Genomic DNA, 26,692 nt, shown 5'->3' with positions numbered 1-26,692 from the left:
CGCTCAGATCACGCCCCGTTCCTTCAGGGCGGCGATCTCGGCCGCCCCCAGCCCGAATTCGCCCAGCACCGCCTCCGTGTCGGCGCCGAGCTCCGGCGCGGGCCGGTTCACGCGGCACGGGGTCTGCGACAGCTTCAGGGGGAAGCCGGTCATGCGGACGGTGCCGCGGCCCGGATGCGGGACGTCGATCACCATCTCCTGCGCGACGACCTGCGGGTCCTCGAAGACCTCGGCCAGGCTCTGGACGCGTCCGCTCGGCACCCCGGCGGCGTTGAGGCGCGCGACCCAGTTCTGCTGCGTGTCGCCCCGCATGCGCTCGTCGATGAGAGCGTTGAGGGCCGCCCTGTTCCGGATGCGCTCCGCATTGCTGCAGAAGCGCGGATCGTCGAGCAGGTGCTCGAGGCCGAGCGCCGCGAGGAAGCGCTTCAGGATCGGCGGCGTGCTCGGCGCCACCGCGACGTCGCCGTCGCTCGCATGGAACAGCCCGTAGGGCGAGGCGACGGGGTGATCGTTGCCGGTCGGCGGCGGCGTCGCGCCCGTCGCGAGCTGCGTCGAGGCCAGGTAGGCCATCATGCTGATCATGCCGTTCATCATGGAGGCCTCGACCGTCTGGCCGATGCCGTCGCGGTCGCGGACCCTGAGCGCCGCGACCACGCCGAGCGCGGCATAGAGCCCGGCGATCAGGTCGGTGAGCGGCGGCGCGGCCCGGAGCGGCCCGCTCTCCGGCGTCCCGTTGACCGACATGAAGCCCGACATCGCCTGGGTGATGAAATCGAAGGCGGGCCGGTCGACATAGGGGCCCTCCGAGCCGTAGCCGTTCACGCTCGCCACCACCAGGCGCGGATTGAGCGCCGCCAGGCGGTCCGCGCCGAAGCCCATCTCGGCCAGCACGCCGGGCCGGAAGTTCTCCGCCAGCACGTCGGCGCCGGCGATGAGGCGGGCGAGCACCGCCTTGCCCTCGTCGCTCTTCAGGTCGATGACGACCGAGCGCTTGTTGCGGTTGAAGGCGGCGAAGTACCAGCTGAAGCCGTCGACGATGGAGCCCAGCTGCCGGACGTGGTCGCCGCGGCCGGGCGGCTCGACCTTGATCACCTCGGCGCCGAGATCGCCGAGGATCATCGTGCAGAACGGTCCGGACAGGATCCGCGTCAGGTCGACCACGCGGATGCCGGCGAGGGGTTGCTCCGCCATGGTCAGCCGGCCGCTGTCGCCACTTCGCCCATGCCGTGGCGCTGGAGCCGCGGGCCGGCCTTCATGACCTGGCCGGGCAGCGTCCGCCCGATCACCCGCTCGACGTAGCGCGCGACCTCGCACAGGCGGTCGAGGTCGATGCCGGTGTCGTAGCCGCTCTCGTGGAGGAGGTAGACGAGGTCCTCCGTGCAGATGTTGCCGGTCGCGCCGGCCGCGAACGGGCAGCCGCCGAGGCCGGCGATGGAGGCGTCGTAGCGGCGGACGCCTTCGGCGAGGCCGACGAGGACGTTGGCGAGCCCGACCCCGCGCGTGTTGTGGAAGTGCAGGCCGACGTCGAGCTCCGGCGTCTCCGCGCGGAGCGCCCTCACCGCCGCCTGCACGGTCGGCGGCGTCGCCATGCCGGTCGTGTCGCCGAGGCCGATCCGGCGGATGCCGAGATCGCGGTAGGCGGTCGCGATGCGCACCAAGGCGGCCGGCGGCACCTCGCCCTCGAACGGGCAGCCGAACGCGGTGGCGATGCCGCCGATGACCTCGATGCCGGCCTCCTCCGCCAGCTTCGCAACGTCGCGGAAGCCGGCGAGCGACTGCGCGACCGTGCGGTTCACGTTCTTGGAATTGTGGCTCTCGGAGGCGGAGCAGAACACCACCATCGCGTCGACGCCGGCCGCGGCGGCGCGCTCGGCGCCCCTGAGGTTCGGAACCAGAGCGGTCAGGAACGCGCCCCGGCTCCGGTCGACGCCCGCCATCACCTCGGCTGCATCGGCGAGCTGGGGCACCGCGCGCGGCGACACGAAGGAGGTCACCTCGAGATGCCGCACGCCGGCATCGATCATCGCGTTGACGATCGCGATCTTCTCCTCGGTCGGGATGAAGGCCTTCTCGATCTGGAAGCCGTCGCGCGGGCCGACCTCCACGATCTCGATGAAGCGGGGACCTGGGTGATCCGCGCCGCTGCCCTGTCCGTTCATCGGGGATCCTCCTGACTGGGACGGTGCTCGCTGCCGGTCCGGCTGCTGCTGCTGCTTGACCATGTCCGGTCCAGATGGTCAACTTTGCGGCGCAAACAGGATGCGGACACGATCCGCACGATAATCCTCGGAGGAAATCGCATGTTCCGACGCCTCGCCAGCGTCGCGGCCGTCGCCGCGTTGGCCCTGCCGCTCGCCGCCTTCACGCCGCAGAACGTGGAGTGCATCGCACCGGCCAATCCCGGCGGCGGGTGGGACTTCACCTGCCGCACCGTCGGCAAGCTCCTCACCGACACGGGCCTCCTCGGCGGGCAGGTGCAGGTCACGAACATGACCGGCGCGGTCGGCGCGGTCGCCTATGCGAACGTCGCCTCCAAGCGCTCCGGCGACCCGAACCTGATCGTCGCCACCTCCACCGTCGGCATCACGCAGATCGCCCAGGGCAAGTACCCGGCCGGCGTCGATGCCATGCGTTGGCTCGCCATGCTCGGCGCCGACGTCGGCGTCGTCCTCGTCCAGAAGGACGCCCCCTTCAATTCGCTGGAAGAGCTCCTGACGGCGATGAAGAACGATCCGGGCTCGATCGTCGCCGCCGGCTCCTCCGGCGTCGGCGGGTGGGACCATCTCCGCCTGCTCATGATGCTGGAGGAGGCCGGCATGGCCACCGACCAGCTGAAGAGCGTGAAATGGGTCGAGTTCTCCGGCGGCGGCGACGCCGTCACGCAGCTGATGGGCGGCCATGTCGGCGTGGTCTCCACCGACATCGGCGAGATCGGCGGCTTCATCCAGTCCGGCGACGTGAAGGTGCTCGCGGTCATGTCCGGCGAGCGGCTCGAGGCCTATCCCGACGCGCCGACGGCCAAGGAGCAGGGCGTCGACTACGAGGGCTACAACTGGCGCGGCTTCTACATGGGCGGCAAGGTCGACGACGCGTCCTATGACGGCTGGGTCGAGATCATGCAGAAGCTCTACGAATCCCCGGAATGGCAGGAGACGGCGAAGGCCAAGGGCCTGACGCCGGTCTGGCGCGGCGGCGAGGAGTTCGAGGCCTTCGTCCGCGAATCCGAAGAGAACATGAAGAACGTGTCGAGGGCGATCGGGGTCATTCAGTGACCCGAGGCCTGAGCGACCGGATCGCGGGCGTCATTCTCCTGGCGCTCGCGATCGGGTTCTGGATGGGCGCCTCGCACTATCAGGTGAGCTTCGGCGATCCGGTCGGCCCGGCCGCGTTCCCGAAGCTCGTCGCCATCCCGCTCGGGCTCTTCTCCCTCTACCTCGTGGTGCGGCCGGATCCCGATCCGCAATGGATCCACTGGCCCGGCATCGTCCGCCAGGGGGTGACGCTCGCGGTCCTGCTGCTCTACCCGCTGCTCCTCGAGCCGCTCGGTTTCCCAGCCTCGACCGCGCTCGGCAGCATGATCCTCGCCCGCATCCTCGGCGGCAGCTGGCTGCAGTCGGTCCTGCTCGGCCTCGTCGTGGGCGGCGGGCTCTTCGTCGTCTTCGACATGGTGCTCGGGCTGCCTCTCCCGTTCGCCCCCGAACTGTCGTTCTGAACCCTGTTCCGGCGGAGGCGCCATGGAAACGCTCGGCTTCCTCGCGCAGGGCTTCGCGGTCGCGTTCACGCCGACCAACATAGGCCTCGCGCTCGTCGGCTGCTTCATCGGCACGATCATCGGCGCGCTGCCGGGGCTCGGCCCGGTGAACGGCGTCGCAATCCTGATCCCGGTCGCGTTCTCGCTGCAGCTCCCCCCCGCCTCGGCGCTGATCCTCCTCGCCTGCGTCTATTACGGCTGCATGTATGGCGGCCGGATCTCGTCGATCATGCTCAACATCCCCGGCGACGAGCCGGCCATGATGACCTGCCTCGACGGCTACCCCATGGCGCAGAAGGGGAAGGCGCCTGAGGCGCTCGCCATCTCGGCGGTGGCCTCCTTCGTCGGCGCGATCCTCGCCACGATCGGCCTGCTCCTCTTCGCGCCGCTGCTGGTCCGTTTCGCCATCCATTTCGGCCCGGCCGAGTATTTCGCGCTCTATGTGCTCGCCTTCGCGACGATCGGCGGGATCACCGGCGCGAACCCGGCCAAGACGCTGCTGGCGGCGGGCCTCGGGCTCGCCCTCGGCACCGTCGGCATCGATCCCCAGAGCGGGGTTCCGCGCTTCACCTTCGGCGTCTTCGAGCTCTTCGACGGCTTCGACGCGATCGTGGCGATCGTCGGCCTGTTCGCGATCTCCGAGGTGTTCGTCCTGCTCGAGCACGGCCATGCGGCGATCTCGGCGCGGACGGTGGCGGTGAGCCGGGCCTTCGCAAGGGGGAAGGACATCGCCGCCTCCGCCGGGGCCATGCTGCGCGGCTCGGTGATCGGCTTCGTGTCGGGCGTGCTGCCCGGCGCGGGCGCCTCGCTCGGCTCCTTCCTCGCCTATACGATCGAGAAGCGCTATTCCGACCGCGACGGCACCTTCGGCAAGGGCGATCCGCGCGGCGTGGCCGCGCCGGAGGCGGGCAACAACGCCGCCGCCGGCGGCGCGCTCGTGCCGATGCTGAGCCTCGGCGTGCCGGGATCGGGCACCACGGCCGTCCTCCTTGCCCTCCTCATCTCGCTGAACATCACGCCGGGCCCGCTCCTCTTCCAGAAGGAGCCGGACGTCGTCTGGGGGCTGATCGCGGCGCTGTTCTTCGCGAACTTCGTGCTTCTCCTGATGAACCTGCCGCTCGTCGGCATCTTCACGCGCCTGCTCGCGATCCCGATGTGGGCGCTGATGCCGTTCGTGGTCATGATCAGCTTCGTCGGCATCTACTCGATCAGCCATTCGCCCTTCGACGTGTTCATGATGGTGCTGTTCGGGGTGCTCGGCTACATCCTGCGCAAGCTCGCCATCCCCGTCGTCCCGGTGGTGCTCGGCCTTCTCCTCGGGGCCGACATGGAGAGCAACTTCCGGCGCGCGCTGTCGATCTCCGGCGGCGAATACGGCATCCTCTTCCAGAGCGGCATCTCGCTCACGCTCTATGCGCTGACCGCAATCTTCCTCGCCATCGCCGTCTATTTCGGCATGCGGCAGAAGCGGGCGGCCCATCCGGAGGCCGAGCCGGAGCACGACTGACCGCGCCCGGGCCGGCGGCGGATCGAATCCGCCGCAGGCCCGTTATGCCGGGCCATGGAGAACGTCGACGCGCTGCGCTGGGGGCCGCTCGGAGAGGGCACGGTCCACCTCTGCATCGACATGCAGAACCTCTTCGCCGAGGCGACGCCGTGGCACACGCCGTGGATGGAGCGCGTCCTGCCGGTCGTCGCCTCGATCGCCGAGCGGCATGCGGAGCGCACCATCTTCACCCGCTTCATCCCGCCGGAGCGGGCGGAGGACATGCCCGGCATGTGGCGGGCCTATTACGAGGCCTGGCCGGAGATCACGCGCGAGCGCCTCGCGCCCGGCCTGATCGACCTCGTCCCGGCGCTCGCCCGCCTCGTCCCGCCGGCGCGCGTGCTCGACAAGTTCCATTATTCGCCCTTCTTCGGGACCGACCTCGCCGCCTTCCTGGTCGGCCGCAAGGTCGACACGCTCGTCGTCAGCGGCGCTGAGACGGACGTCTGCGTGCTGGCCGGCGTGCTCGACGCCGTCGACCACGGCTTCCGCGTCGTGCTCGCCCGCGACGCGCTCTGCAGCGGTTCCGACACCACCCACGACGCGCTCATGACGCTCTACGGCAGACGCTTCTCGCAGCAGATCGAGCTCGCCGACGCCGCCACCATCCTCGAGCACTGGCGCTGATCCGGCGGCGGAACGGCGCTCGGCCGCCGGCCGGCGGGCGTGGCGGGAACGACACGGATCGCCGGATTCTCCTGGCGCCGCGCCGGCGGTCTTGACCGGATGCGGGGCTTGCAGCTTCGCTCTTCAGCAACTCGGCCGAACCCGGCCATGGGACCCACGACCTTGATCGACAGACGTTTATTCCTTTCCGGTGCCGGCGCGCTGCTGGCCTCGGCATGCACCCAGAGCGCACCCCCGCCGAAGCCGGTTGCGGCCGCGCCGCTGCCGCGCCTGATGCTGGTGCCGGAGACGCCGGAGCCGTTCCCGGTCGCCGCCGTCGACCTCTCCAAGGTGCCCCCGCAGTTCCACCGCCAGATGGTGGCCGACCCGACCGGGGAGCCGCCGGGCACGGTCGTGATCGATACGGGCGCGCGCTACCTCTACCTCGTCATGGAGGGCGGGATGGCGATGCGCTACGGCGTCGGCATCGGCCGCGACGGTTTCGAGTGGAACGGCGACGCCGTCGTCGGCGACCGGCAGGAATGGCCGAAGTGGTTCCCGCCGAAGGAGATGATCGAGCGGCAGCCGGAACTCGCCGAATATGCGAACGGCATGGACGGCGGACCCGCCAACCCGCTCGGCGCCCGCGCCCTCTATCTCTACCAGGGCAGGAAGGACACGCTCTACCGCATCCACGGCACCGCCGAGGTGGCCTCGATCGGGCGGGCGGTGTCGTCGGGCTGCGTTCGGCTCCTCAATGCCGACGTGATCGACCTCTACAACCGCGTGCCGCTCGGCGCCCGCGTGGTCGTCCTGCCGCCGGCGCAGACCCTCGCCGCCTGAGGACAGGAGGTCGCTTTGATTTCCCCGGCTGCCTCGGGCATGGTGCGGCCGAGGAGTATGCGTGGCCCCGTCGACGACCAGACCCGATGAAGGCAGCCGCCCGGGCGGCCCCGACATGCCCCTTTCAGTCGGCGCCGGCATCGCCACCGATGCCGGCCCGACCGCCTGGCATGCGCTCGGCGCCGAGGAGGCGCTGGCGCGCACCGAAAGCTCGGCGCGCGGCCTGACGAGCGCCGAGGCGGCGGCGCGGCTCGCGCGGTTCGGCCCGAACAAGCTGCCGGAGGCGAAGCGCAAGGGCGCGGCTGCCCGCTTCCTCGCGCAGTTCCACAACGTCCTCATCTACGTGCTCCTCGTCGCGGCCGTCGTCACCGGCGTCATGGCCGAGTACGTGGACATGACGATGATCCTCCTCGTCGTCGTCGCGAATGCCGTGATCGGCTTCATCCAGGAGGGCCGGGCCGAGCGCTCGCTCGAGGCGATCCGGGACATGATCAGCCCGCACGCCTCGGTGCTGCGCGACGGAAGCCGCGTGTCGGTTCCGTCCGCCGACCTGGTGCCGGGCGACATCGTGCTTCTTGAAGCCGGCGACCGGGTTCCGGCCGACCTCAGGCTCATTCGAGCCCGCAGGCTGCGCATCGAGGAGGCCGCTCTCACGGGCGAGTCCGAGCCGGTCGAGAAGGGCGAAGCGCCCGTCGGGGCGGAGGTGGCGCTCGGCGACCGGAGCTCGATGGCCTTCTTCGGCACGCTCGCCGTGGCCGGACAGGGCATCGGGCTGGTGGTGGCGACCGGCAGCGCGACCGAGCTCGGCCGCATCAGCACCATGCTCGGCGAAGTCCAGCAGCTGACGACGCCGCTCGTCCGGCAGATGGGCCAGTTCGGGCGCCAGCTGACGGTGGCGATCCTCGTCGTTTCGGTGCTCGCCTGGGCCTACGCCATCTACGTCGACGGCCTGCCGGTCGGCGAAGCGTTCATGATCGTCGTCGGGCTCGCGGTCGCGGCGATCCCCGAAGGCCTGCCGGCGATCATGACCATCACGCTCGCGATCGGGGTCCGGCGGATGGCCCAGCGCAACGCGATCGTGCGCGTGCTGCCAGCGATCGAGACGCTCGGCTCGGTCTCCGTGATCTGCTCCGACAAGACCGGCACCTTCACCCGCAACGAGATGATGGTCAGCGGCGCGGTCACGTCCGAGGGCCGGTTCGAAGTCGCGGGCACCGGCTACGCGCCGGAGGGCTCCGTCTCGCGCGACGGGCTCGCGCTCGCCGTGGACGAGCACCGGACGCTGCGCCGCCTCGGCCGCGCCGCGCTCCTGTGCAACGACGCCGACATCCGCTTCGACGACAGCGGCTGGTCGGTCGAGGGCGACCCGATGGAGGGCGCGCTCGTCGCCTTCGCGGAGCGGGCCGGGCACGACCGGGAGGCGTCGCGGGCGGAGTATGTGCGCCGCGACGAGATCCCGTTCGACCCTGCCGTCCGCTACATGGCGACGCTGCACCCGGCGCGGTCCGGCGGCGCGATCGCCTATCTGAAGGGCGCGCCGGAGCACATGATCGGCATGGCGACGGGGCAGCTCGCGCCGAACGGGCCGACGGCGCCGCTCGACGCGGCGTTCTGGGCGGCGGAGACGGAGCGCATGGCGAACGAGGGCAAGCGCGTGCTCGCCCTCGCCTTCCGCCGCTTCCCCGAGGACCGGCACGCGCTCCAGCAGGATGCCTTCCGGGAGGACGTCGTCCTGATCGGCCTGATCGGGCTGGTCGACCCGCCGCGCGAGGAGGTCATCCAGGCGGTCGCCGACTGCCAGGCGGCCGGCATCGCGGTGAAGATGATCACCGGCGACCACGCCCGCACCGCCGCGGCCATCGCCGGCCAGATCGGGCTCGCCGATCCCGGCGCGGTCACGACCGGCGCCGACCTCGACGAGATCGACGATGTGGCGCTGCGCCGGGTCGCCGCGGAGACCACCGTCTTCGCGCGCACCAGCCCCGAGCACAAGCTGCGCATCGTCCAGGCGCTGCAGGCCGACGGCCGGGTGATCGCCATGACCGGCGACGGCGTCAACGACGCGCCGGCGCTGAAGCGCGCCGACGTCGGCGTGGCGATGGGCCGGAAGGGCACAGAAGCCGCCAAGGAAGCGGCCGACATGGTGCTCGCCGACGACAATTTCGCCTCGATCGCGGCGGCCGTCCGGGAGGGGCGCACCGTCTACGACAATCTCCGCAAGGTGGTCGGCTGGACGCTGCCGACCAATGGCGGGGAGTCCTTCGTCATCATCGCGGCCATCCTGTTCGGGCTGACGCTCCCGGTCACGCCGGTGCAGATCCTGTGGATCAACATGATCACTGCGGTCGCCCTCGGGCTGACCCTCGCCTTCGAGCCGACCGAGCCCGACACGATGCGCCGCCCGCCGCGCAGCCCGAAGGAGCCGCTGCTCTCGGGGCTTCTGCTCTGGCGCATCGGCTTCGTCTCCACGCTCTTCGTGCTGTTTGCGTTCGGCATGTTCTTCTCCGCGCTGGAGCGCGGCCTGCCGCTGGAGGAGGCGCGCACCATCGTCGTCAACACGATCGTGGTGATGGAGATCTTCTCGCTCTTCAGCATGCGCTACCTGCACGCCCCGTCGCTCTCCTGGTACGGCATCCGGGGCACGCGCGCGGTGCTCATCGGCGTCGGGCTCGTCGTCGCCGCGCAGCTCCTGCTGACCTACCTGCCGCAGCTCAACGCCGTGATGGGAACGCGCCCGGTGGCACTCGCCGACGGTGCCGCGATCATCGGGGTCGGCATCGTGCTCTTCGCGCTGCTGGAGATCGAGAAGGCCGTCCGCCGCCGCTATCACCTCGCAGGCGCCTGACTGCCCTTCCGTTTGCGCCCCGACAAAGACCGATCCGCCGGCGGGAGCCATGCTCCGGCCGACGATCGGAGCCGGCCCGCCTGCCGGCGAGAGGCGGAGAACGCGCCATGTTCATCACGCTCGACAGGCTCGTCGACGAGGTGATGCGGGCCTGGCCCGCGACCATCAAGGTCTTCCTCGGCCGCAAGATGCACTGCGTCGGCTGCCCCGTCGGGCGCATCCACACGATCGACGACGCCTGCCTCGCCCACGACATCGACCCGGATGCCTTCATGCAGGAACTGGAGGCGGTGCGCAGGCGGGCGGAGGACCCGGCGCGCGAGGACGACGCGGCGCTCGCCAGGACCGCCTGAGGCCGCCCGGCCGGCCGGCGATCGCGCGGCGTCAGGGCTCCAGCATCTCGCGCATCTTCCGGGCGAGCTCGCCGGCGGTATAGGGCTTCCGCAGCCAGTCCGCGCCGTCGATGGCGGCGTTGCGCAGGCTCTCGGGCTCGGCATAGCCCGTCGTGAGCAGGATCGGCACGTCGGGGATGATCCGGCGCGCCTCCCGCGCCACGTCCGTGCCGGACAGCCCGCCCGGCATGACCATGTCGGTGAACACGATGTCGATCTTCGGGTCCTGCTCCATCAGCCTGACGGCGGCCGGGCCGTTCTCCGCCTCGATCACGGCGTAGCCGAGCTCGTTCAGGCGGGCGACCGTGACGCGCCGGAGCCGGACCTCGTCCTCCACGACCAGCACCGTCTCGCCCCGGCCGGGATAGGCCGAAGCCACGGGCCGCGGCTGGGCCTCCAGGACCTGGTCACCCTCGCTCGCCGGCGGCAGGTAGATCCGGACCGATGTGCCATGCCCGGCCTCGCTGTAGAGCTGCACGTGCCCGCCCGACTGCTTGACGAAGCCGTAGACCATGCTGAGGCCGAGGCCGGTGCCGGAGCCGACCGGCTTGGTCGTGAAGAACGGCTCGAAGGCGCGCTCCTGCACCTCGCGCGACATGCCCGCGCCGGTGTCCGTGATGGTGACGGCGACGTAGCGCCCCGGCCGGACCTCCGAATGGGAGCGGGCGTAATCGAGGTCGAGCTCGGCCGGCGCCACCTCGAACGTCAGGGTCCCGCCCGTCGGCATGGCGTCGCGGGCGTTGATGGCGAGGTTGAGCAGCGCGTTCTGCAGCTGCGAGGGGTCGACCTGGGTCCTCGGCAGATGGTCGGCGATGCGGGTCTGGATCTGGATCGTCTCGCCGAGCGTGCGCCGGAACAGCCCCGACAGGTCGCGAATCATCTGACCGACGTCGACCACGCGCGGCACCAGCGGCTGGCGCCGCCCGAAGGCGAGCAGGCGCTCGGTGAGCTGGGCGCCGAGCTGCGCCGTCTCCATCGCCTCGGCGAGGAGCGCGCGCTGCGCTTCGGTGCCTTCGAGCCGCGCCTCCAGCATCTCGAGGTTGCCGATGATGACGGTGAGGAGGTTGTTGAAATCGTGCGCGATGCCGCCGGTGAGCTGGCCGACGGCCTCCATCTTCTGCGCCTGGCGGAGTTCCTGCTCCATCTTCTGCTTCGAGGTGAGGTCGCGCACGAAGCCGGTGAAGAGGCGGCGGCCGGAGGCGTTCGCCTCGCCGACGGCGAGCTCCATCGGGAAGGTCGTGCCGCCCTTGCGCTGGCCGGTGACGATCCGGCCGATGCCGATGATCCGGCGCTCGCCGGTTCGGCGGTAGCGCTCCATGTAGCCGTCGTGCTCCTCCCGGTAGGGCGCCGGCATCAGCATCATGACGTTCTTTCCGATGACCTCCTCGGCCTGGTAGCCGAAGAGCGCCTCCGAAGACTTGCTGAAATCCTCGATGATCCCGAACTCGTCGATGGTGATGAGCGCCTCGGGCACGGTGTCGAGGATCGAGCGCAGGCGCGCTTCGCGCTCAGCCAGCGCGGATTCGGTCCGCCGGCGCTCGGTGACGTCGAGCACGGTGCCGACGAGGCGCTGCCGGACGCCGCCCTCCGCGCTCGAGCGGATGGCGCAGACGACGTCCCTCACCTCCCCGTCCGGGCAGACCACCCGGAAATCGGCCTCGACGGGTTCCTCGGTGCCGCCGCTTTCCATCAGGTGGCGCGCAAAGCGGTCGCGGTCGTCGGGATGGATGCTGGCGAGGAGCTCGCGCTCCGGCACTGTCCGCGCCTCGGCGCCGAGCCCGAAGATGCGCAGGCACTCGGCCGAGCAGGCGATGCCCGGGCTGCCCACGCGACGCTCGAAATGGCCGAGATGGGTCAGGCTCTGCGCTTCCCTGAGCGTCGCCTCGCTCCGCCGCAGCGCCCGGATGGAGGCGCGGTGCCGGTCGGCGATGAAGGCGGTGAGCACGATGGCGACCGCGGCGACCGAACGGTTGGTGATCGTCTCCACGGCGCCCCAGGCCGCGCTATCCGGGGAGATGACGTACCCGATGCCGACGAACGCCACGGCGAGCGCGGCGAGCGCCACGATCGCGTAGCGCCACGGCAGCCAGAAGCTCAGCATCATGATGCCGAGATAGAGGAGCCCGGTCGCGTATTCGGGCGGCAGAAGCGAATCGATCCCGAGCGCGGCGACGAGGAGGGCGATGGTGATGAGCAGCAAGGCCGTCCCGTCCCTCAGCATCCGGATGGCGCGAGGCGGAACCGGCGCGGCGGCCGCACCCGTGGCGGTCACCGTCGGCATCCCGTTCTGCGACTGCTCCACGCTACCTCCCACCGCACGCCCCGCCTTTGACGAGGATCAAAACCGAGACGGAGAGGAGGGCAAGCGCAAAGTGCTGCCCGTCGGCTCCGCACGGCGTGCGCGGGACGGGTCCGGGCGGTACGACGAAGCGAGGGAATGCCGCAGAGCGCCCCTCGGGGCGAGCGGGAACGACGGAGAGCGTGGCGGCGAGGGGCGTGGCATGTCCGCCACGCCCGCATCGCGATCAGGTGGCGGGCATCCACATGGCCGGGACGAGATCGTAGCCGTCGCCGTCCTTCACGATGTAGCCGTTCGCCGGGAACGGGAAATGGTAGCCGGCGACCCGCAGCCTTTCGGTCGCCGCCATGTCGAGGATCCGGCGGCGGGTCTGGCGGGCCTGCTCGGCGTCCATGTCGAAGACCGGCGACCAGTCGGGGTTGCGCACGAAGAGCGCCGGGTGGTTCGTCACGTCGACGATCATGATCATGCGGTCGTCGCCGGAGGCGATCACGAAGGCGGTGTGTCCGGGCGTGTGCCCGCGGGCGTCGATCGCGGTCACGCCCGGGGCGACCTCCTGGTCCCACCGGTACTGCGTGACGTCGGAGGCGTTGTCGCCAAAGGCGCGGCGCACCGCCTGGAAGTTGCCCTTCAGGCCCTCCGGAGCGGAATCCATCTTCGCATCGTCCATCCAGAACGCCCATTCCGGCTCGGGGACCATGATCTCCGCATTCGGATAGACGAGCTCGCCCGCCTTGCTGCGCACGCCGTTGATGTGGTCGCCGTGGAAATGGCTGATCACCACCTTGGTGACGTCCTCAGGCCGGATCCCGGCCGCCTCCATGTTGGCGCGAAGCTGCCCGGTCGTCGGCGGGCCGTTGTCGGCGAAGCCGGTGTCGATGAGGATCACTTCGGAGCCGGTCTGGACGACGAGCGGCGTGAAGGGGATCGGCAGCGTGTCGGTCGGGATGAAGGCGGTCTCGAGCGCCTTCTGCACGTCGCCGAACTCGGCGTTCGGAATGAACGTCTCGTCGAGCGGACGCGCCGCGAAGCCGTCGGCGCAGGCCGTGACCGTGATGTCGCCGATCCGGTAGCGATAGGCGCTCGCCGGCTGGGGCTGCGGGCCCCCGCCCGGTGCGGCCGGCGGCTGCTGGGCCGAGGCCGGTCGCGGCATCGCGGGCACGGCGAGCATGGCGGCGCCCGCCGCCGCTGTCGTCATCAATTGCCGTCTGTCGAGCTTCATCTTCTGCTCCTCCCGGAATCGAGCTTCTCATCACGCCACGGCCATGCCGGCCGGACAACCGCCGGCCGGTCACGTTGCATTGAACGCCGCGGCGGGTATCTGGAGCGGAGGCAGCCCGATTCCAGCCGGGACAGGCGCGAGGCCCCGCCATGATCAGGATCACCGGCACGCTCGCCATCGACGAAAGCGAGATCGCCGAGCAGTTCGTCCGCGCGTCCGGGCCGGGCGGCCAGAACGTCAACAAGGTCTCGACCGCGGTCGAGCTCCGCTTCGACGCGCGCCGGTCGCCGAACCTGCCGGAGCCGGTGCGGCTGCGGCTCGAGCGGCTGGCCGGATCGCGCCTCACCAAAGACGGCGTGATCGTGCTCTTCGCCGACCGCTTCCGCAGCCAGGAGCGGAACCGCGCCGACGCGCTGGAGCGGCTCGTCGCGCTGATCCGCAAGGCGGCCGAGCAGCCGAAGAAGCGCAAGCCGACGCGGCCGACCGCCGCTGCACGGCGCAAGCGACTCACGGCCAAGAAGGAGCGCGGCGAGATCAAGCGACTGCGCAGCACGCGCCCGCCTTCTGACTGAGCGCTGCCTCGCCGTCGAACAGCCGATGGCCTTTCCCGCGGCCCGAGAGTAGAAGCCGCGCCATGCCGGACACGATGGCGAAGAGCATGGGCGCGCGGAGCGCGTGGGCCCGGGAGGTGCGCGCGACCCTTTCGCTCGCCTGGCCGATCATCCTCACCAACCTCGCCCAGACCGGCATGACGGCGACCGACGTCGTGCTGATGGGCTGGCTCGGGCCGCGCTACCTCGCCGCCGGCGCGCTCGCCTCCAACCTCTATTTCGCCTTCCTGATCTTCGGGATCGGGCTCCTCGGCGCCACCTCGGCGATGGTCGCGCGCGAGATCGGGCGGCGCTTCAATTCGGTCCGCGACGTGCGGCGCACGGTGCGGCAGGGGCTGTGGAGCGCGATCGCCATCACGCTGCCGGTCTGGGTCGTGCTGTGGAACGCCGAGACGATCCTCGTCGACGTGCTCGGGCAGGACCCGGCGCTCGCCCAGCAATCGGCCGCCTACATGCGCGCGCTGCAATGGTCGATGCTGCCCTTCCTCGGCTACATCGTGCTGCGCAGCTTCGTGGCGGCGCTGGAGCGGCCGGTCTGGGCGCTCCTCGTCGGCGCGGTCACCATCGTCGTCAACGCGCTCGCCGACTGGGTGCTGATGTTCGGGGCGCTCGGCTTCCCGCGGCTGGAGCTGGTCGGCGCGGGGCTCGCCACGACGCTCTGCAGCACGCTGATGTTCCTCGGGCTCGCGCTCATCGTCTCGGTCGACCGCCGGTTCCGGCGCTACCACGTCTTCGGCCGCTTCTGGCGGCCGGACTGGCCGCGCTTCCGCGCCTTCTGGCGGCTCGGCCTGCCGATCGGGGCGACCATCCTGTTCGAGGTCTCGATCTTCAACGCGGCGGTGTTCCTGATGGGCCTGATCGGGCCGGCGAGCCTCGCCGCGCATTCGATCGCGATCCAGCTCGCCTCGCTCGCCTTCATGGTGCCGATGGGCTTCGGGCAGGCGGCGACGGTGCGGGTCGGCCGGGCGTTCGGCGCCGGCGACCGGCAGGCGATCGCGCGCTCCGGCTGGACCGCCTACGCGCTCGGCGTCGGCTTCATGACCATGACGGCGATCGTCATGGTCGGCGCGCCGGAGCTGCTGATCTCGGCCTTCCTCGACATCGGCGACCCGGGCAATGCGGAGGTCGTCGCGCTGGCGGCGACGTTCCTCGCCTATGCCGCGCTGTTCCAGGTCGCCGACGGGGCGCAGGCGGTCGGCTCGGGCATGCTGCGCGGCCTGCACGACACGCGCGTGCCGATGCTCTTCGCGCTGTTCGGCTATTGGGGCGTCGGCCTGCCGTTCGGGGCGCTGCTCGGCTTCCGCTTCGGGCTCGAGGGCGTCGGCATCTGGATCGGGCTCGCGAGCGCCTTGATCCTGGTCGCGATCCTGATGACCGGGCGGTGGATCGCGCGCGAGCGGCTGGGGCTTGTCGGCGCGTCCGCGGCGGAGGCGCGGCGCGAAGCCCGGGCGTGAGGCTCAGCGGTAGGGCTCGAGCTCGGGATGGACGGCCGCGTCGAGGAGCCGGTCCGGCCGGTCGGCGGCGACCACCCGCCCGTCGGCGACGAAGGCCATCAGCTCGGCGATCGGGACGACGTCCTCCGGCGTGTGGATCGACATCACCACCGTCAGGCCGCGCTCGCGGCGGACCGCGTCCACGAGCGCGATCATGTCGGCGCGAAGGGCGGGATCGAGCGCGGCGAAGGGCTCGTCGAGGAGCATCAGGGGTCGGTCGCGGACGAGCGCGCGGGCGAGCGCCACGCGCTGGCGCTGGCCGCCGGAGAGCTCGCCGGGGCGCCTCCGCTGCATGCCGGCGAGGCCGACCCGCTCGAGCGCCCCGGCGATGCGGGCGCGGTCCTCCGCCTTCAGCCGCAGGTCGGGCCTGATGCCGAGGCCGACATTCTCCTCCGCCGTGAGGTGCGGGAAGAGGTTGTGATCCTGGAAGAGGATGGAGAGCGGGCGCTCGGCCGGGGCAAGCCCGATCAGGTAGCGCCCGCCGAAGCGCAGCGTGCCGGTCGGCCGCTCGCCGAAGCCGGCGACGGCGTGGAGGAGCGTGGTCTTGCCGCCGCCCGAGGGGCCGATCAGCGCGCAGAGCGCGCCGGCCGGGACCAGGAGGTCGTAGCGGGCGCTGAACTCCGGATAGTCGAGCCTCAGATCAGCGATTTCAAGCAAGCGCGTCCCCGGACCAGCGTTGCGCGGCAAGAAAGATCGCGAGCACGAGCGAGGCAAGGAGGAGCGACACGGAGGCCGCCGCCTCCATGCGGTAGGCGCCCATCAGCTGGTGGAGGAGGAGCGGCAGCGTCAGGAGATTGCCCGAGCCGAAGAAGGCGGCGACGCCGAGATCGCCGAGCGAGAGCGCGCTCGATATGCCGAGCGCGACGAGGAACGGCCGGCGCAGCAGCGGCCAGTCGACGATCCTGATGCGCGCGGCGCCGGCGATGCCGAGGCTGTCGGCGAGGCGGCCGTAGCGCTCGGCCGAGAGCGCGAGCGGCGGCTCGACCTGGCGGAGCGCGAAGGGCAGCGCCATCAGGGCGTTCACGAGGACGATGAGCGGCAGCGCGAAGGCGAACGGGTTCACGACCGGCCGGAGCGCCACGAACAGCCCGGCCGAGAGGGCGACCGGCGGGATGGCGAGCGCGGCGAGGCCGACGAGGCCGATCGCGTCGGCGGCCCGGTCGCCGCGCGCACCGCCGCGCAGCCTGCGGGCAAGATCGGCGAGCGCGACGGCGAAGAGCGTCGCGAGCAGCCCGGCCGGCACGGCGATCGCGACGCTGGTGACGAGCGCGAGCGCCGTCTCCCCCGGCGCGAGGCTCGAGAGACCTGCGACTCCCGAGACGAGGATCGCGGCGAGCGGCGGCAGGACGAGCGCCGCCCCGAGCGCGAGCACGAGCCCGTCCAGGGCCTTGAGCGCCGGGATGCCGGTATCCGGCCGCTCGGCGGGGAGCGCCGCGCCCGGCATTTCCGGCGGCCGGCGCGCCGCCGCGAGCACCGGCACCGCGATGGCGAGGCAGATCGCGATCTGGATCGCGGCGAGCAGCCCGGCGCGCCCGAGATCGGCCTCGAAGCGCACCGCCTCGTAGATCGCCACCTCCAGCGTGGAGGCGCGCGGGCCGCCGCCGAGCGCCAGGACGATGGCGAAGCTCGTGAAGCAGAGCAGGAAGATCAGGAGCCCGAGCGCCGGCGCCTCCCGGAAGAGGACCGGCCGGTCGACGATCCTGAACACGGCCCCGGCCGGCATGCCGAGCTGGGCGGCGAGTCGCCAGTGCTCGGCGGGCACCGCCGAGAGGCTGCCGAGGAAGATGCGGGCCGCGAGCGGGGCGTTGAAGAAGACGTGCGCGACGAGGATGCCGGGCAAGCCGTAGAGCCACGACCCGTACTCGAAGCCGAGGAAGCGCGCGGCCGTGCCTGCCCAGCCGGAGCGGCCGAGCACCGCCACGATGCCGAAGACGGCGACGATCGCCGGCAGCACGGTGGCGAGGTTGAGCGCCGCCACGAAGAGGTCGCGGCCCGGGAAGCGGGCCCGGCGCGCGAGCGCCAGCGCGAGCGCCGCGCCGAGAAGCAGCGACAGCACTGTCGAGAGCGCCGCCTGGCCGACGCTGAAGGCGAGGACGCGGCCGACATAGCGCCAGGGCAGGTCCGCGCTCTCCGGGCCCGCGGCCGCGGCGAGCCCGCCGAGCGCCGCCGCGACGATCCCGAAGACGAGGACGAGGACGACGACGCCCGGCAGCCGGCCCATGGCGCGCCTAGCGGCTCATCGCGTCGAGCCATTCGTCGACGAAGGGGCGGCGATGCTCGCGGACCTCTTCCGGCGTCATCAGCAGGGATTTCTCCGGCGCGGGGAGGTCGGCGAAGGAGGCCGGCAGCCCGCCCTCCGGCTCGACCGCCGGATACATCCAGTTGCCCTCGGGGATCGCCGACTGGAACGGGTTGGAGAGCATGAAGCGGAGGAAGCCGCGGGCGAGATCCGGGTTCTTCGACGCGGCGGTCGCGGCGGCGACCTCGACCTGCATGTAGTGCCCTTCGGGGAAGATCGCCGCCCGGTACTTCGTCTCGTTCTCCGCGCCGATGTGGTAGGCGGGCGAGGTCGAATAGCTCAGCACCATGTCAGCCTCCCCCTTCAGGAACAGGCCGTAGGCCTCCGACCAGCCCTTGGTCACGGTGACGATCCGCGGCGCGAGCTTCCGCCAGACGCCGGCGGCCTCCTCGCCGTAGAGCGAGCGGACCCACAGGAGCAGGCCGAGCCCCGGCGCGGAAGTGCGCGGGTCCTGGACGACGAGCGTCGGGCCGTCCTCGGCCTCCACGAGGTCGCGGAAGCTCGCGGGCGGGGCGGCGAGCCTGGTGGAATCGTAGACGAAGGCGTGCCAGCCCCAGTCGAACGGCACGAAGGTGTCGTCGCTCCACGGAACCGGCAGGTCGAGCGCGGCGAGGTCGACCTCGTGGGGCGCGAAGAGGCCGGTCGCGCGCGCTTCCGCGACGAGGTTCTGGTCGAGCCCGAGCACGACGTCTGCGCGGGTGCCGGACCCTTCGAGCTTCAGCCGGGACAGGAGCGTGCCGGCGTCGTCGCTCGCCACCCAGTCCAGCGTGCAGCCGCACTCCGCCTCGAAGCGCTCCTTGATCGTGGCGCCCGGCCCGTATTTCCCGGCGAACGAGGTGTAGGTGTAGACGGTCAGGCGCGGCTTCGCCTGCGCCGCAGCCTGGCCTGCGCCGAGCGCGAGTGCGGCCATCGCCGCGCTGGCCAGCCGCAGCCAGCCGATTCCCCGGAAAACCTTCATGACGCTGCTCCTCGCCTGCGCGTGGTCCCGGGTCGGGCGCGGCAGGGTGCGGGGCGGGAGCCGTCGGCTCTCGGCATCTCATCCCTCCGCCGGCATGACCCGGATCAGGTTCGACGGGTTGGCTCATGCCTCTCAGCCCGGACGGGCACCCCGCGAGACGGCGCGCACGCTAGTGCGGGCGGGGCGAAGGCGCAAGCGCTCGTCCGGCCGGGCGATTGTCGCCGACGCGCCGCCGTCGTAGGCAATGGGGAGGTGGAGCGGGGGGAGCAGATCGTGGCGGTGTCACTCCTGATCGGGGGCGCGCTCGTGGTCGCGACGATCGTGATCCATTACGAGGTGCTGCGGCTCATATCCGTGGCGCTTCCCCAAATGAGGCTCCCGCTCCGCCTGCGCATCCTCGTCGTGGTGCTCGGCTGCTTCGCGGCGCATACCATCGAGGTCTGGGCCTACGCCGCCGGCTACCTCCTGCTCGACCGCGTCGGCCTCGGATCGCTCCACGGCAACCTGGAGCTCCATTTCGCCGACTACCTCTATTTCTCGGTGACGTCCTATTCGACCCTCGGCTTCGGCGACATCTACCCGGCCGGCGCGCTCCGCCTCATCTCGGGCATCGAGGCGCTGAACGGCCTGTTCCTCATCGGCTGGTCGACCTCCTTCACCTATCTCGCCATGGAGCGCCTGTGGCCGCTCCACACCCGGGCGCGGAGCCACACAGACCGGCGCGAGTAGAACCCTCCGCCGGGAGCGGCGGCGGCAGCTCTCGATCCCGTTTGACCATCGCGCCGCGGGCTGCCATTCGACGGCGGTCAGACGGATCGTGGATGGCCGACGTAATCTTTCACGAAATGGCGTGGCTGCTGCTCGGCGCCGCAGCCATCGGGATGCTCGGGGCGGCGCTCCGCCAGCCGGTGATCGTCAGCTTCATCGCCGTCGGGCTGCTGGCGGCCGCGCTCTTCGACAACAGCGCCGAGACCGCAGGCCAGATCCGCTTCCTCGCCGAGCTCGGCGTGGCGCTCCTGCTCTTCCTGGTCGGCCTGAAGCTCGACTTCCGCCTGGTCAGGACGCTCGGCCCGGTGTCGCTCGCGACCGGGCTCGGGCAGGTCCTCTTCACCTCGGTGATCGGGTTCGGCATCGGGCTCGCGCTCGGCCTCGACGCCGTCACCAGCCTCTACGTCGCGGTCGCGCTCACCTTCTCCTCCACGATCATCATCGTGAAGCTGCTCAGCGACAAGCGCGAGCTCGAGACGCTGCACGGCCGCATCGCGCTCGGCTTCCTGATCGTGCAGGACATCGTAGTCGTGATCACGATGGTGGTCCTCTCCACTCTCGGGATCGGCGAGGGCGAACATGGCGGCGCCGGCTCGCTCTGGCAGGTCCTCGCCGCGCTCGTCGCCGCGATCGTCGTCCTGATCCTGTTCGTGCGCTACGCGGCGGACGGTTTGATGGGCCGGCTCGCACGCACGCCGGAACTGCTCGTCATCTTCGCGATCGGCTGGGCGGCCGCCGCGGCCGCGCTCGGCGACACGGTCGGGCTCGGCAAGGAGATCGGCGGGCTCATTGCGGGCGTGTCGCTCGGCTCGACGCCCTATCGCGACATGATCTCCGCCCGGCTCGCCGGGCTCCGGGAATTCCTGCTCCTCTTCTTCTTCGTCTCGATCGGCGCGTCCTTCGACCTCTCCGGCCTCGGGCAGGATCTCGGGCGGGCGATCGTCTTCTCGCTGTTCGTGCTGATCGGGAACCCGCTGATCGTCATGGTGATCATGTCGGCGATGGGGTACCGGCTCCGCACCGGGTTCCTGGCCGGTCTGACGGTCGCGCAGATTTCCGAGTTCTCGCTCATCTTCATGGCGATGGGTCTCAGCCTCGGCCATGTCGAGCCGTCCGCCGTCGGCCTCGTCACCCTGGTCGGCCTGGTGACGATCGCGATCTCCGTCTACATGATCACCTATTCGCACCAGCTCTACGAACTCGCCGAACCGCTGCTGCGGCCGTTCGACTTCCGGCGCACGCGGCACGGCGCCGCCGACGAGCCCGAGCAGCCCGAGATCGACGTCATCCTGTTCGGGCTCGGCCGGTTCGGCGGGCAGCTCCTGAAGCGCCTGACCGACGCCGGGCTCAGGGTGCTCGCGGTCGATCTCGACCCGCAGGCCGTGCGGGCCTGGTCGGCGCACGGGTACCAGGTCCGCTACGGCGACGTCACGGAGCCGGAGTTCTGGAACGACCTCCCGCTGTCGAAGGCGCGATGGATCGTGCTGGCGATCCCCTACGGCACGATCCTCCTGACGGAGACGGATGCCCGCAGCGGCCTGCTCAGCGCGATCCGGAGCCACCGCTTCTCCGGCCGCGTGGCGATCACCGCTCGCGACGATGCCGAGGCGAGCCGGCTCGACGAAGGCGGCGTGGACCTCGTGCTGCATCCCTTCGACGACGCGGCCGCCTCAGCCGCCAAGCAGATCCTCGACATCGACGAAGCCGCAATTCCGCCCGCAGCGAAGAAACCGGAGGTTCTCGCGTCATGAAGACGATCGTGGTGGCCACGGATTTCTCGCAGCGCGGCGAACTCGCCGTGGCCCGCGCGCGCGTGCTGGCCGAGACGACCGGCGCCGACCTTCTCCTCGTGCACGCGATCGACGACGACCTGCCGACCGACATCCTCCACAACAGGAAGGCCGAGGCCGAGCGCCACCTCGCGGCGGAATGCGCCAGGATCGGAGACGGCACGGCCGTCGCCAGGCGGGTCGTGACGGGCGACGTCTACTGGGCGATCGATTCCGCGGCCAAGGCGGCCGGCGCCGACCTCGTCGTCGCCGGCGACCACCGCAGGAACTTCTGGCGAGACACCTTTCGCGACACGACGGTGGAGCGGTTCGTGCGGTTCAGCGAGGTGCCGGTCCTGATCGCCCGGCAGCCGGCGAGCGAGCCGTACCGCCACGCCCTCCTCGGCGTGGAAAGCTTCGAGCCGGCCGACCTCGCCCCTCTCTTCGCCGCCGTCGCGGCGATCGCACCGCGCCGGCTCACCGCGCTGCACGCCTTCACCACGATCGCGGCCGGAATGATGGTCTATGCCGGCGTCGACCGGCAGGAGATCGACGCCCACCGGAGAGAGGCGGCCGCGACTGCGCGATCCCGTCTCCAGGCTGCGCTCCGGCGGACCGACGCCGCCGCCGGCGCGCTGCCCCGCGTGCTGGAAGGCGAGCCGGCGGAGGCGCTGCAGAAGGTCGCCTCGGAGGAGGGCTGCGACCTCGTCGCCGTCGCCACCCATGCGCGCCGGGGCCTGGTCCGCGGCCTGCTCGGCAGCGTCAGCTCCGAGCTGATCCGGCACGGCACGACCGACCTCCTGGTGCTGCCCCGCATCGCGACCGACACGCCCGACACGCCCGCCACGACGTAGCAGGCGCCGGGGCCGGCCCTCCGCCCAAAGTCGAATCCAGCCACATCTTCCGCGGTGCTAGGATCGCGGCGCTCGAATTGCGCCCTGCGCGATTCGCGAGAAGGGGCACAAGCCCGAGTCTGGTGGAGGCAACGCCGCTCTTTCGGCGGCATTGGGGAGGGCATCGAACGATGTCTCATGATGGCGCCTATTGGGCCAAGACGAAGAGCCTGATGATCACCACGCTGGTGATCTGGTTCTTCTTCAGCTTTGTAATTCACTTCTTCGTACGGTCGCTGAACGAGATCGTGATCCTCGGGTTCCCGCTCGGCTTCTACATGGCCGCGCAGGGCTCCCTCATCGTCTTCGTGATCCTGATCTTCTGGTTCGCGCGGCGGCAGGACTCCATCGACCGCGAATTCGGCGTGGCCGAGGAATAGGGGGGCACGATGTCTGCACGCACAAGCGGCGGTGATTTCACCAGCAATCTCGGCAAGATCTACGCCGTCTACACCGGCGGGTTCTTCGGCTTCGTAGTCCTGCTCGCGATCCTCGAGCAGGTCGGGGTGCCGAACCGCATCATCGGCTACCTGTTCGTCTTCTTCACGCTCGCGGTCTATGCCGGCATCGGCGTGCTCTCCCGCACGATGCAGGTGTCCGAGTACTACGTCGCCGGGCGCAAGGTGCCGGCGATCTACAACGGCATGGCGACCGGTGCGGACTGGATGTCCGCGGCCTCCTTCATCGGCATGGCCGGCACGCTCTACGCCCTCGGCTATGACGGCCTCGCCTACGTGCTCGGCTGGACCGGCGGCTACGTGCTCGTCGCCGTGCTCGTCGCGCCCTACCTGCGCAAGTTCGGCGCCTACACGGTCCCCGACTTCCTGGCGGCGCGCTACGGCGGCAACGTGGCGCGCTTCATCGGCATCATCGTGCTCCTGTTCTGCTCCTTCACCTACGTGGTGGCGCAGATCTACGGCACCGGCATCATCGCCTCGCGCTTCCTCGGCATCAGCTTCGAGGTCGCCGTCTATGTCGGCCTGCTCGGCATCCTGCTGTGCTCGATGCTCGGCGGCATGCGGGCGGTGACCTGGACGCAGGTGGCGCAGTACATCGTGCTGATCGTGGCCTACCTCATCCCGGTGGTGCTGCTCTCGGCGCAGAAGTACGGCCTGCCGATCCCGCAGCTCACCTACGGCCAGGCGCTGCAGGAGATCACCGCGCTCGAGCAGCAGATGGTCCAGAACGGGCTCGCCCAGTCCGTGAAGCCGCACATCGCGCCCTTCACGAACATGGATCCGTTCAACTACTTCGCGCTGATCCTCTGCCTGATGGTCGGCACGGCCTCGCTGCCGCACGTCCTGATGCGCTACTTCACCACCCCCTCGGTGCGTGAAGCGCGGAAGTCGGTCGGCTGGTCGCTGCTCTTCATCTTCCTGCTCTACTTCACGGCCCCGGCCTATGCGGCCTTCGCCAAGCTGGAAGTCTACCAGAACGTCATCGGCGCCTCGATGGACGCGCTGCCGGCGTGGATCTACACCTACGGCAATCTCGGCCTGGTGCAGGTCTGCGGCGTCGACGCGACCACGCTCGAGGCGATCCGTGCGGCCTGCCTGTCGGTCGGCAGCGCGGACAACATCCTCGGCCTCGCCGACCTCAAGATCAACAACGACGTGATCGTCATCTCCACCCCGGAGATCGCCGGCCTGCCGTATGTGATCGCGGGTCTCGTGGCGGCGGGCGGCCTCGCCGCGGCGCTGTCGACGGCCGACGGGCTGCTTCTGGCCATCGCCAACGCGCTCAGCCACGACGTCTACTACAAGATGGTCGATCCCGAGGCGCCGACCCGGCGGCGGCTGATCGTCGCCCGCGTCCTGCTGGCGGTCGTGGCCGTGATTGCCGCCTGGGTGGCATCGACGAAGCCGGCCGACATCCTGTCGATGGTGGCGTGGGCGTTCTCGCTGGCTGCGGCGGGCAACTTCCCGGCGCTCGTCCTCGGCATCTGGTGGAAGCGCACCACGACGGCCGGCGCGATCGCGGGCATGCTCGTGGGCTTCGGATCGACGCTCTTCTACCTCGTGATGACGAAGTACGGCGGCATGGCGCTCTGGCCGATCCCGGGCGTCACCGGCGGCATCCAGAACATCTCCGCCGCCATCATCGGCCTGCCGCTCGGCGTCCTCACGATGATCGTGGTCTCGCTGATGACCCCTGCCCCCTCCAAGGAGATGCAGGACTTCATCGACGAGATCCGGCGGCCGCGCGGCAAGGTCCTGATGACCGAAAAGGCCGCCTGAGCCGAAACCGACAAACCTCCAGGGCGGGGCTTCGGCCCCGCCTTTTTCTTTGGGCGGAAGGCCGCTATGCCGGACCGGCGGGAGAACGGGGCGATGGGAGAGGGCGCTTGAGCGACGCGGTCCAGTTCGGCGAGTTCTGGGTCTACCACCTGACGAACTACGTGCTCGCGGCGCTGATGTACTCGCTGCTCGCTCGGTTCGTGCTCTCGTTCGTGTTCGAGCCGGGCTCCACGAACTACATCTTCCGCTTCTTCGTGCGCATCACGAACCCGATCGCGCGCGCCGTCGCCTTCTTCACGCCGCGCGCGGTGCCGCCGCTGCTGGTGATCCTCCTCGCCGCGGTCTGGATGCTGATGCTGCGCTTCACCCTCTATGTCGGCCTCGCCGGCGCCGGCCTCGCGCCGGGCCTGACCGGGTGAGGCCGATGAGCGGCAATCCCTTCCTCACCCTCATCGTCGCGCTCGCGATCCTGAACGGGCTGTTCTCGCCGTTCTTCACGCTGACGGCGCGCATCGTCATCACCGTACTCGCTCCGGCGCTCCTGATCGCCGGCCCGACGCTCGTCGCCTTTTTCACCTCGCTCCTCGCCGCAACCATGACGCTCATCCTGTCCGGCGTCCCGGCAGCGCTCTTCGAGCGCGCGACCGGCCGGAAGGAGACGGACGCCACGTCCTACGCGGTCTGGCTCGTCACGGCGCTGGTGCTCGCCTTCCCAACCTTCGCGCGCATCGCGGCCATGATCCTTCAATGACCATCGCGCCGGACGGCCGCGCGTCGCACCGCCCGCCCGGAACGGAACCCGCCCCGCGTCATTAGCCCGCCGAACGCTGTGCTGACGACGTGAGACCATCATGGAAGAATTGCGAAGCCTGGCCTACCTGTCGATCGGCCGCGCCGTGTCGCTCTGCTTCTTCGGGCTCGGCCTCGTGATCCTGAGCCTCAGCTACGACCCGGTGTGGGCGCTGAAGATCGGCGGGACGGGATCCATCCTGCTCTGCCTGTTCCTGCTGCAGCGCGCCGACCGCGCCGGCCGGATCGACCCGCGCACGACGGAAGTCTGGACGATGCTCGCGGCCGAGCGCCGCCCGCACCACGAGGACGGCTACCGCATGCTGACGGAGATCCTGCTCGAGACCTATCTCCGCTTCGCGCGCTGGTCGGCCGGCGTCGCGGCGCTCTTCTTCGGGACGGCGCTCGCGCTCTCGATCGTGCTCTGAGGGCCTCGTCGCCCGATGCGCGCCGCGCAGGCCTTGCGGAGGGGGCCTTGCGGAGCGGAGCACGCTGACCGTACTCTTTCCGCCTCGGGCGGAGACGACCCGTGGAGCGGCTGCGGAACCTAGCGTTTCAGAGCATCGGGCGTGCGGTCGGCTTCGCAGGCCTCGCCATCTTCGTGATGATGGCCGGGCTCTCCTACGACCCGCTGCTGGCGCTCCGCTCCGGCGGCATCCTGGTCCTGATCCTCCTCATCATCCTGCTCCTGCGCGCCCGCGCCAGCGCGGCCGGCGATCACACGCGCACCGAGCTCTGGCTCTATCTCGACAAGAGCGAACGGCCGGCCGAGCCCTACGCGCGCTGGGTGATCTCCACCGTGCTGCGCGAGGCCTATCTGCGCTTCGCCCGCTGGACGGCGGCGGTGGCCGCCGTGCTCTGGTCGTCCGCGCTGCTCCTCTCGCTCCTCCGGCTCGGCCCGGCCAGCTGAGGCGTCATCGCCCGACGAAGACGAAGTCGACGCGCCGCCGGTGCGGCCGGTCGCGGTGCTCGACGAGGTAGAGGCCCTGCCAGTTGCCGAGGCCGAGCCGACCGCCGCGGACGGGCACGGCGAGCGAGGCGCCGGTCAGCATGGCGCGGACATGGGCCGGCATGTCGTCCGGCCCCTCCGCGCGGTGGCGCCAGGGATGGTCGCGCGGAGCGAGCCGGTCGAGCGCCGTCGCGAGGTCGCCGAGCACGTCCGGATCGGCATTCTCCTGGATCGCGAGCGACGCCGAGGTGTGCCGCACGAAGACGGTGAGAAGCCCCTCGGAGGCCCCGGCCGCCCGGAGGAAACCGGAGGCCGCGCCGGTGATGTCGAGGAAGCCCGGCCCGCGGGTCTCCACGCTGACGGACGAGCGGACCATGCGCTCGATCGCGAATTCATCGATCGGTTCCGTGAACCCGCCCATC

At 70.6% G+C, this 26,692-nt stretch carries 26 protein-coding genes and 1 riboswitch; of the genes, 18 read left to right on the top strand and 8 right to left on the bottom strand.

Annotation, left to right across the window (positions count from 1 at the left end; all coding sequences use genetic code 11):
- Positions 1 to 3 precede the first annotated feature (3 nt).
- On the bottom strand, positions 4 to 1,191 hold the full coding sequence (locus ACUN0C_RS00730; RefSeq protein ID WP_445464399.1) for a CaiB/BaiF CoA transferase family protein: 1,188 nt from the start codon (positions 1,189 to 1,191) through the stop codon (positions 4 to 6).
- A gap of 2 nt (positions 1,192 to 1,193) precedes the next feature.
- Positions 1,194 to 2,159, bottom strand: a complete 966-nt coding sequence (locus tag ACUN0C_RS00725) for a hydroxymethylglutaryl-CoA lyase (RefSeq protein ID WP_445464398.1) — start codon at positions 2,157 to 2,159, stop codon at positions 1,194 to 1,196.
- A gap of 141 nt (positions 2,160 to 2,300) precedes the next feature.
- Here ACUN0C_RS00725 and ACUN0C_RS00720 point away from each other — a divergent pair, with 141 nt between their 5' ends.
- The 7 genes from ACUN0C_RS00720 to ACUN0C_RS00690 all read left to right on the top strand — a co-directional run bounded on the left by ACUN0C_RS00720 (position 2,301) and on the right by ACUN0C_RS00690 (position 9,944).
- Entirely contained in the window at positions 2,301 to 3,272 is a 972-nt protein-coding gene (locus ACUN0C_RS00720) for a Bug family tripartite tricarboxylate transporter substrate binding protein (RefSeq protein WP_445464397.1), read from the top strand.
- Positions 3,269 to 3,712 carry a tripartite tricarboxylate transporter TctB family protein gene (locus ACUN0C_RS00715; RefSeq protein ID WP_445464396.1) on the top strand — a complete coding sequence of 148 codons (444 nt, stop codon included), beginning with the start codon at positions 3,269 to 3,271 and terminating at the stop codon, positions 3,710 to 3,712. Before ACUN0C_RS00720 ends, ACUN0C_RS00715 begins: the two co-directional genes overlap by 4 nt.
- A 22-nt stretch (positions 3,713 to 3,734) precedes the next feature.
- Positions 3,735 to 5,258 carry a tripartite tricarboxylate transporter permease gene (locus tag ACUN0C_RS00710; protein ID WP_445464395.1) on the top strand — a complete coding sequence of 508 codons (1,524 nt, stop codon included), beginning with the start codon at positions 3,735 to 3,737 and terminating at the stop codon, positions 5,256 to 5,258.
- 54 nt (positions 5,259 to 5,312) lie between these two features.
- On the top strand, positions 5,313 to 5,924 hold the full coding sequence (locus tag ACUN0C_RS00705) for a cysteine hydrolase family protein (RefSeq protein ID WP_445464394.1): 612 nt from the start codon (positions 5,313 to 5,315) through the stop codon (positions 5,922 to 5,924).
- A gap of 147 nt (positions 5,925 to 6,071) precedes the next feature.
- Positions 6,072 to 6,746, top strand: coding sequence for a L,D-transpeptidase (locus ACUN0C_RS00700; RefSeq protein WP_445464393.1), 675 nt, complete (start codon positions 6,072 to 6,074; stop codon positions 6,744 to 6,746).
- Between the two features lie 115 nt (positions 6,747 to 6,861).
- Positions 6,862 to 9,591: a cation-translocating P-type ATPase gene (locus ACUN0C_RS00695; RefSeq protein ID WP_445464392.1), complete on the top strand. Its 2,730-nt coding sequence runs from the start codon at positions 6,862 to 6,864 to the stop codon at positions 9,589 to 9,591.
- 107 nt (positions 9,592 to 9,698) lie between these two features.
- Entirely contained in the window at positions 9,699 to 9,944 is a 246-nt protein-coding gene (locus ACUN0C_RS00690) for a DUF1858 domain-containing protein (protein WP_445464391.1), read from the top strand.
- A gap of 31 nt (positions 9,945 to 9,975) precedes the next feature.
- Here ACUN0C_RS00690 and ACUN0C_RS00685 read toward each other — a convergent pair whose 3' ends face one another.
- Both ACUN0C_RS00685 and ACUN0C_RS00680 read right to left on the bottom strand, forming a co-directional pair.
- Positions 9,976 to 12,285, bottom strand: a complete 2,310-nt coding sequence (locus tag ACUN0C_RS00685) for a PAS domain S-box protein (protein ID WP_445464390.1) — start codon at positions 12,283 to 12,285, stop codon at positions 9,976 to 9,978.
- A gap of 223 nt (positions 12,286 to 12,508) precedes the next feature.
- Positions 12,509 to 13,504: an MBL fold metallo-hydrolase gene (locus tag ACUN0C_RS00680; RefSeq protein ID WP_445464389.1), complete on the bottom strand. Its 996-nt coding sequence runs from the start codon at positions 13,502 to 13,504 to the stop codon at positions 12,509 to 12,511.
- A gap of 149 nt (positions 13,505 to 13,653) precedes the next feature.
- Here ACUN0C_RS00680 and arfB point away from each other — a divergent pair, with 149 nt between their 5' ends.
- Positions 13,654 to 14,076, top strand: a complete 423-nt coding sequence (arfB, locus tag ACUN0C_RS00675; protein ID WP_445464388.1) for an alternative ribosome rescue aminoacyl-tRNA hydrolase ArfB — start codon at positions 13,654 to 13,656, stop codon at positions 14,074 to 14,076.
- A gap of 62 nt (positions 14,077 to 14,138) precedes the next feature.
- Positions 14,139 to 15,569 carry an MATE family efflux transporter gene (locus ACUN0C_RS00670; protein ID WP_445464387.1) on the top strand — a complete coding sequence of 477 codons (1,431 nt, stop codon included), beginning with the start codon at positions 14,139 to 14,141 and terminating at the stop codon, positions 15,567 to 15,569.
- Between the two features lie 3 nt (positions 15,570 to 15,572).
- On the opposite strand, the gene ACUN0C_RS00665 is transcribed toward ACUN0C_RS00670, so the two are convergent.
- Genes ACUN0C_RS00665 through thiB form a run of 3 tightly spaced genes read right to left on the bottom strand, consistent with a single transcriptional unit; the run spans position 15,573 to position 18,865 of the window.
- Entirely contained in the window at positions 15,573 to 16,265 is a 693-nt protein-coding gene (locus ACUN0C_RS00665; protein ID WP_445464386.1) for a thiamine ABC transporter ATP-binding protein, read from the bottom strand.
- Entirely contained in the window at positions 16,258 to 17,829 is a 1,572-nt protein-coding gene (locus ACUN0C_RS00660; RefSeq protein ID WP_445464385.1) for a thiamine/thiamine pyrophosphate ABC transporter permease ThiP, read from the bottom strand. The genes ACUN0C_RS00665 and ACUN0C_RS00660 overlap by 8 nt, the downstream gene beginning before the upstream one ends.
- Before the next feature lie 7 nt (positions 17,830 to 17,836).
- Positions 17,837 to 18,865, bottom strand: a complete 1,029-nt coding sequence (thiB, locus tag ACUN0C_RS00655; RefSeq protein WP_445464384.1) for a thiamine ABC transporter substrate binding subunit — start codon at positions 18,863 to 18,865, stop codon at positions 17,837 to 17,839.
- A 64-nt stretch (positions 18,866 to 18,929) separates the two neighbouring features.
- Positions 18,930 to 19,028: riboswitch (TPP riboswitch) on the bottom strand.
- Between the two features lie 110 nt (positions 19,029 to 19,138).
- On the opposite strand from thiB, the gene ACUN0C_RS00650 reads away from it, so the two are divergent.
- The 9 genes from ACUN0C_RS00650 (at position 19,139) to ACUN0C_RS00610 (ending at position 26,231) form a co-directional block, all read left to right on the top strand.
- Positions 19,139 to 19,594 (top strand): potassium channel family protein, encoded by a 456-nt coding sequence (locus ACUN0C_RS00650; RefSeq protein ID WP_445464383.1) that lies wholly within the window; start codon positions 19,139 to 19,141, stop codon positions 19,592 to 19,594.
- Between the two features lie 92 nt (positions 19,595 to 19,686).
- Complete coding sequence (locus ACUN0C_RS00645; protein ID WP_445464382.1) at positions 19,687 to 21,384, top strand: cation:proton antiporter; 1,698 nt, start codon at positions 19,687 to 19,689, stop codon at positions 21,382 to 21,384.
- Entirely contained in the window at positions 21,381 to 22,256 is an 876-nt protein-coding gene (locus ACUN0C_RS00640; protein ID WP_445464381.1) for a universal stress protein, read from the top strand. The genes ACUN0C_RS00645 and ACUN0C_RS00640 overlap by 4 nt, the downstream gene beginning before the upstream one ends.
- A 170-nt stretch (positions 22,257 to 22,426) precedes the next feature.
- Positions 22,427 to 22,675 (top strand): DUF4212 domain-containing protein, encoded by a 249-nt coding sequence (locus ACUN0C_RS00635; RefSeq protein ID WP_445464380.1) that lies wholly within the window; start codon positions 22,427 to 22,429, stop codon positions 22,673 to 22,675.
- A 9-nt stretch (positions 22,676 to 22,684) separates the two neighbouring features.
- Positions 22,685 to 24,532 carry a sodium:solute symporter family protein gene (locus ACUN0C_RS00630; RefSeq protein WP_445464379.1) on the top strand — a complete coding sequence of 616 codons (1,848 nt, stop codon included), beginning with the start codon at positions 22,685 to 22,687 and terminating at the stop codon, positions 24,530 to 24,532.
- 107 nt (positions 24,533 to 24,639) lie between these two features.
- Positions 24,640 to 24,951: a hypothetical protein gene (locus ACUN0C_RS00625; protein ID WP_445464378.1), complete on the top strand. Its 312-nt coding sequence runs from the start codon at positions 24,640 to 24,642 to the stop codon at positions 24,949 to 24,951.
- A gap of 5 nt (positions 24,952 to 24,956) precedes the next feature.
- Positions 24,957 to 25,283 (top strand): hypothetical protein, encoded by a 327-nt coding sequence (locus ACUN0C_RS00620; RefSeq protein ID WP_445464377.1) that lies wholly within the window; start codon positions 24,957 to 24,959, stop codon positions 25,281 to 25,283.
- A gap of 100 nt (positions 25,284 to 25,383) precedes the next feature.
- Positions 25,384 to 25,749: a hypothetical protein gene (locus ACUN0C_RS00615; RefSeq protein ID WP_445464376.1), complete on the top strand. Its 366-nt coding sequence runs from the start codon at positions 25,384 to 25,386 to the stop codon at positions 25,747 to 25,749.
- A 101-nt stretch (positions 25,750 to 25,850) separates the two neighbouring features.
- Positions 25,851 to 26,231, top strand: coding sequence for a hypothetical protein (locus tag ACUN0C_RS00610; protein WP_445464375.1), 381 nt, complete (start codon positions 25,851 to 25,853; stop codon positions 26,229 to 26,231).
- Positions 26,232 to 26,235: 4 nt separating this feature from the next.
- Here the strand turns inward: ACUN0C_RS00610 and ACUN0C_RS00605 are convergent, their stop codons facing one another.
- Complete coding sequence (locus tag ACUN0C_RS00605; protein WP_445464374.1) at positions 26,236 to 26,691, bottom strand: secondary thiamine-phosphate synthase enzyme YjbQ; 456 nt, start codon at positions 26,689 to 26,691, stop codon at positions 26,236 to 26,238.
- Position 26,692 lies beyond the last annotated feature (1 nt).

It is taken from the genome of Faunimonas sp. B44 (assembly GCF_052655945.1).
Note: the sequence above shows the minus strand (reverse complement) of the source record. Positions and strands in the feature narration are given on the sequence as shown.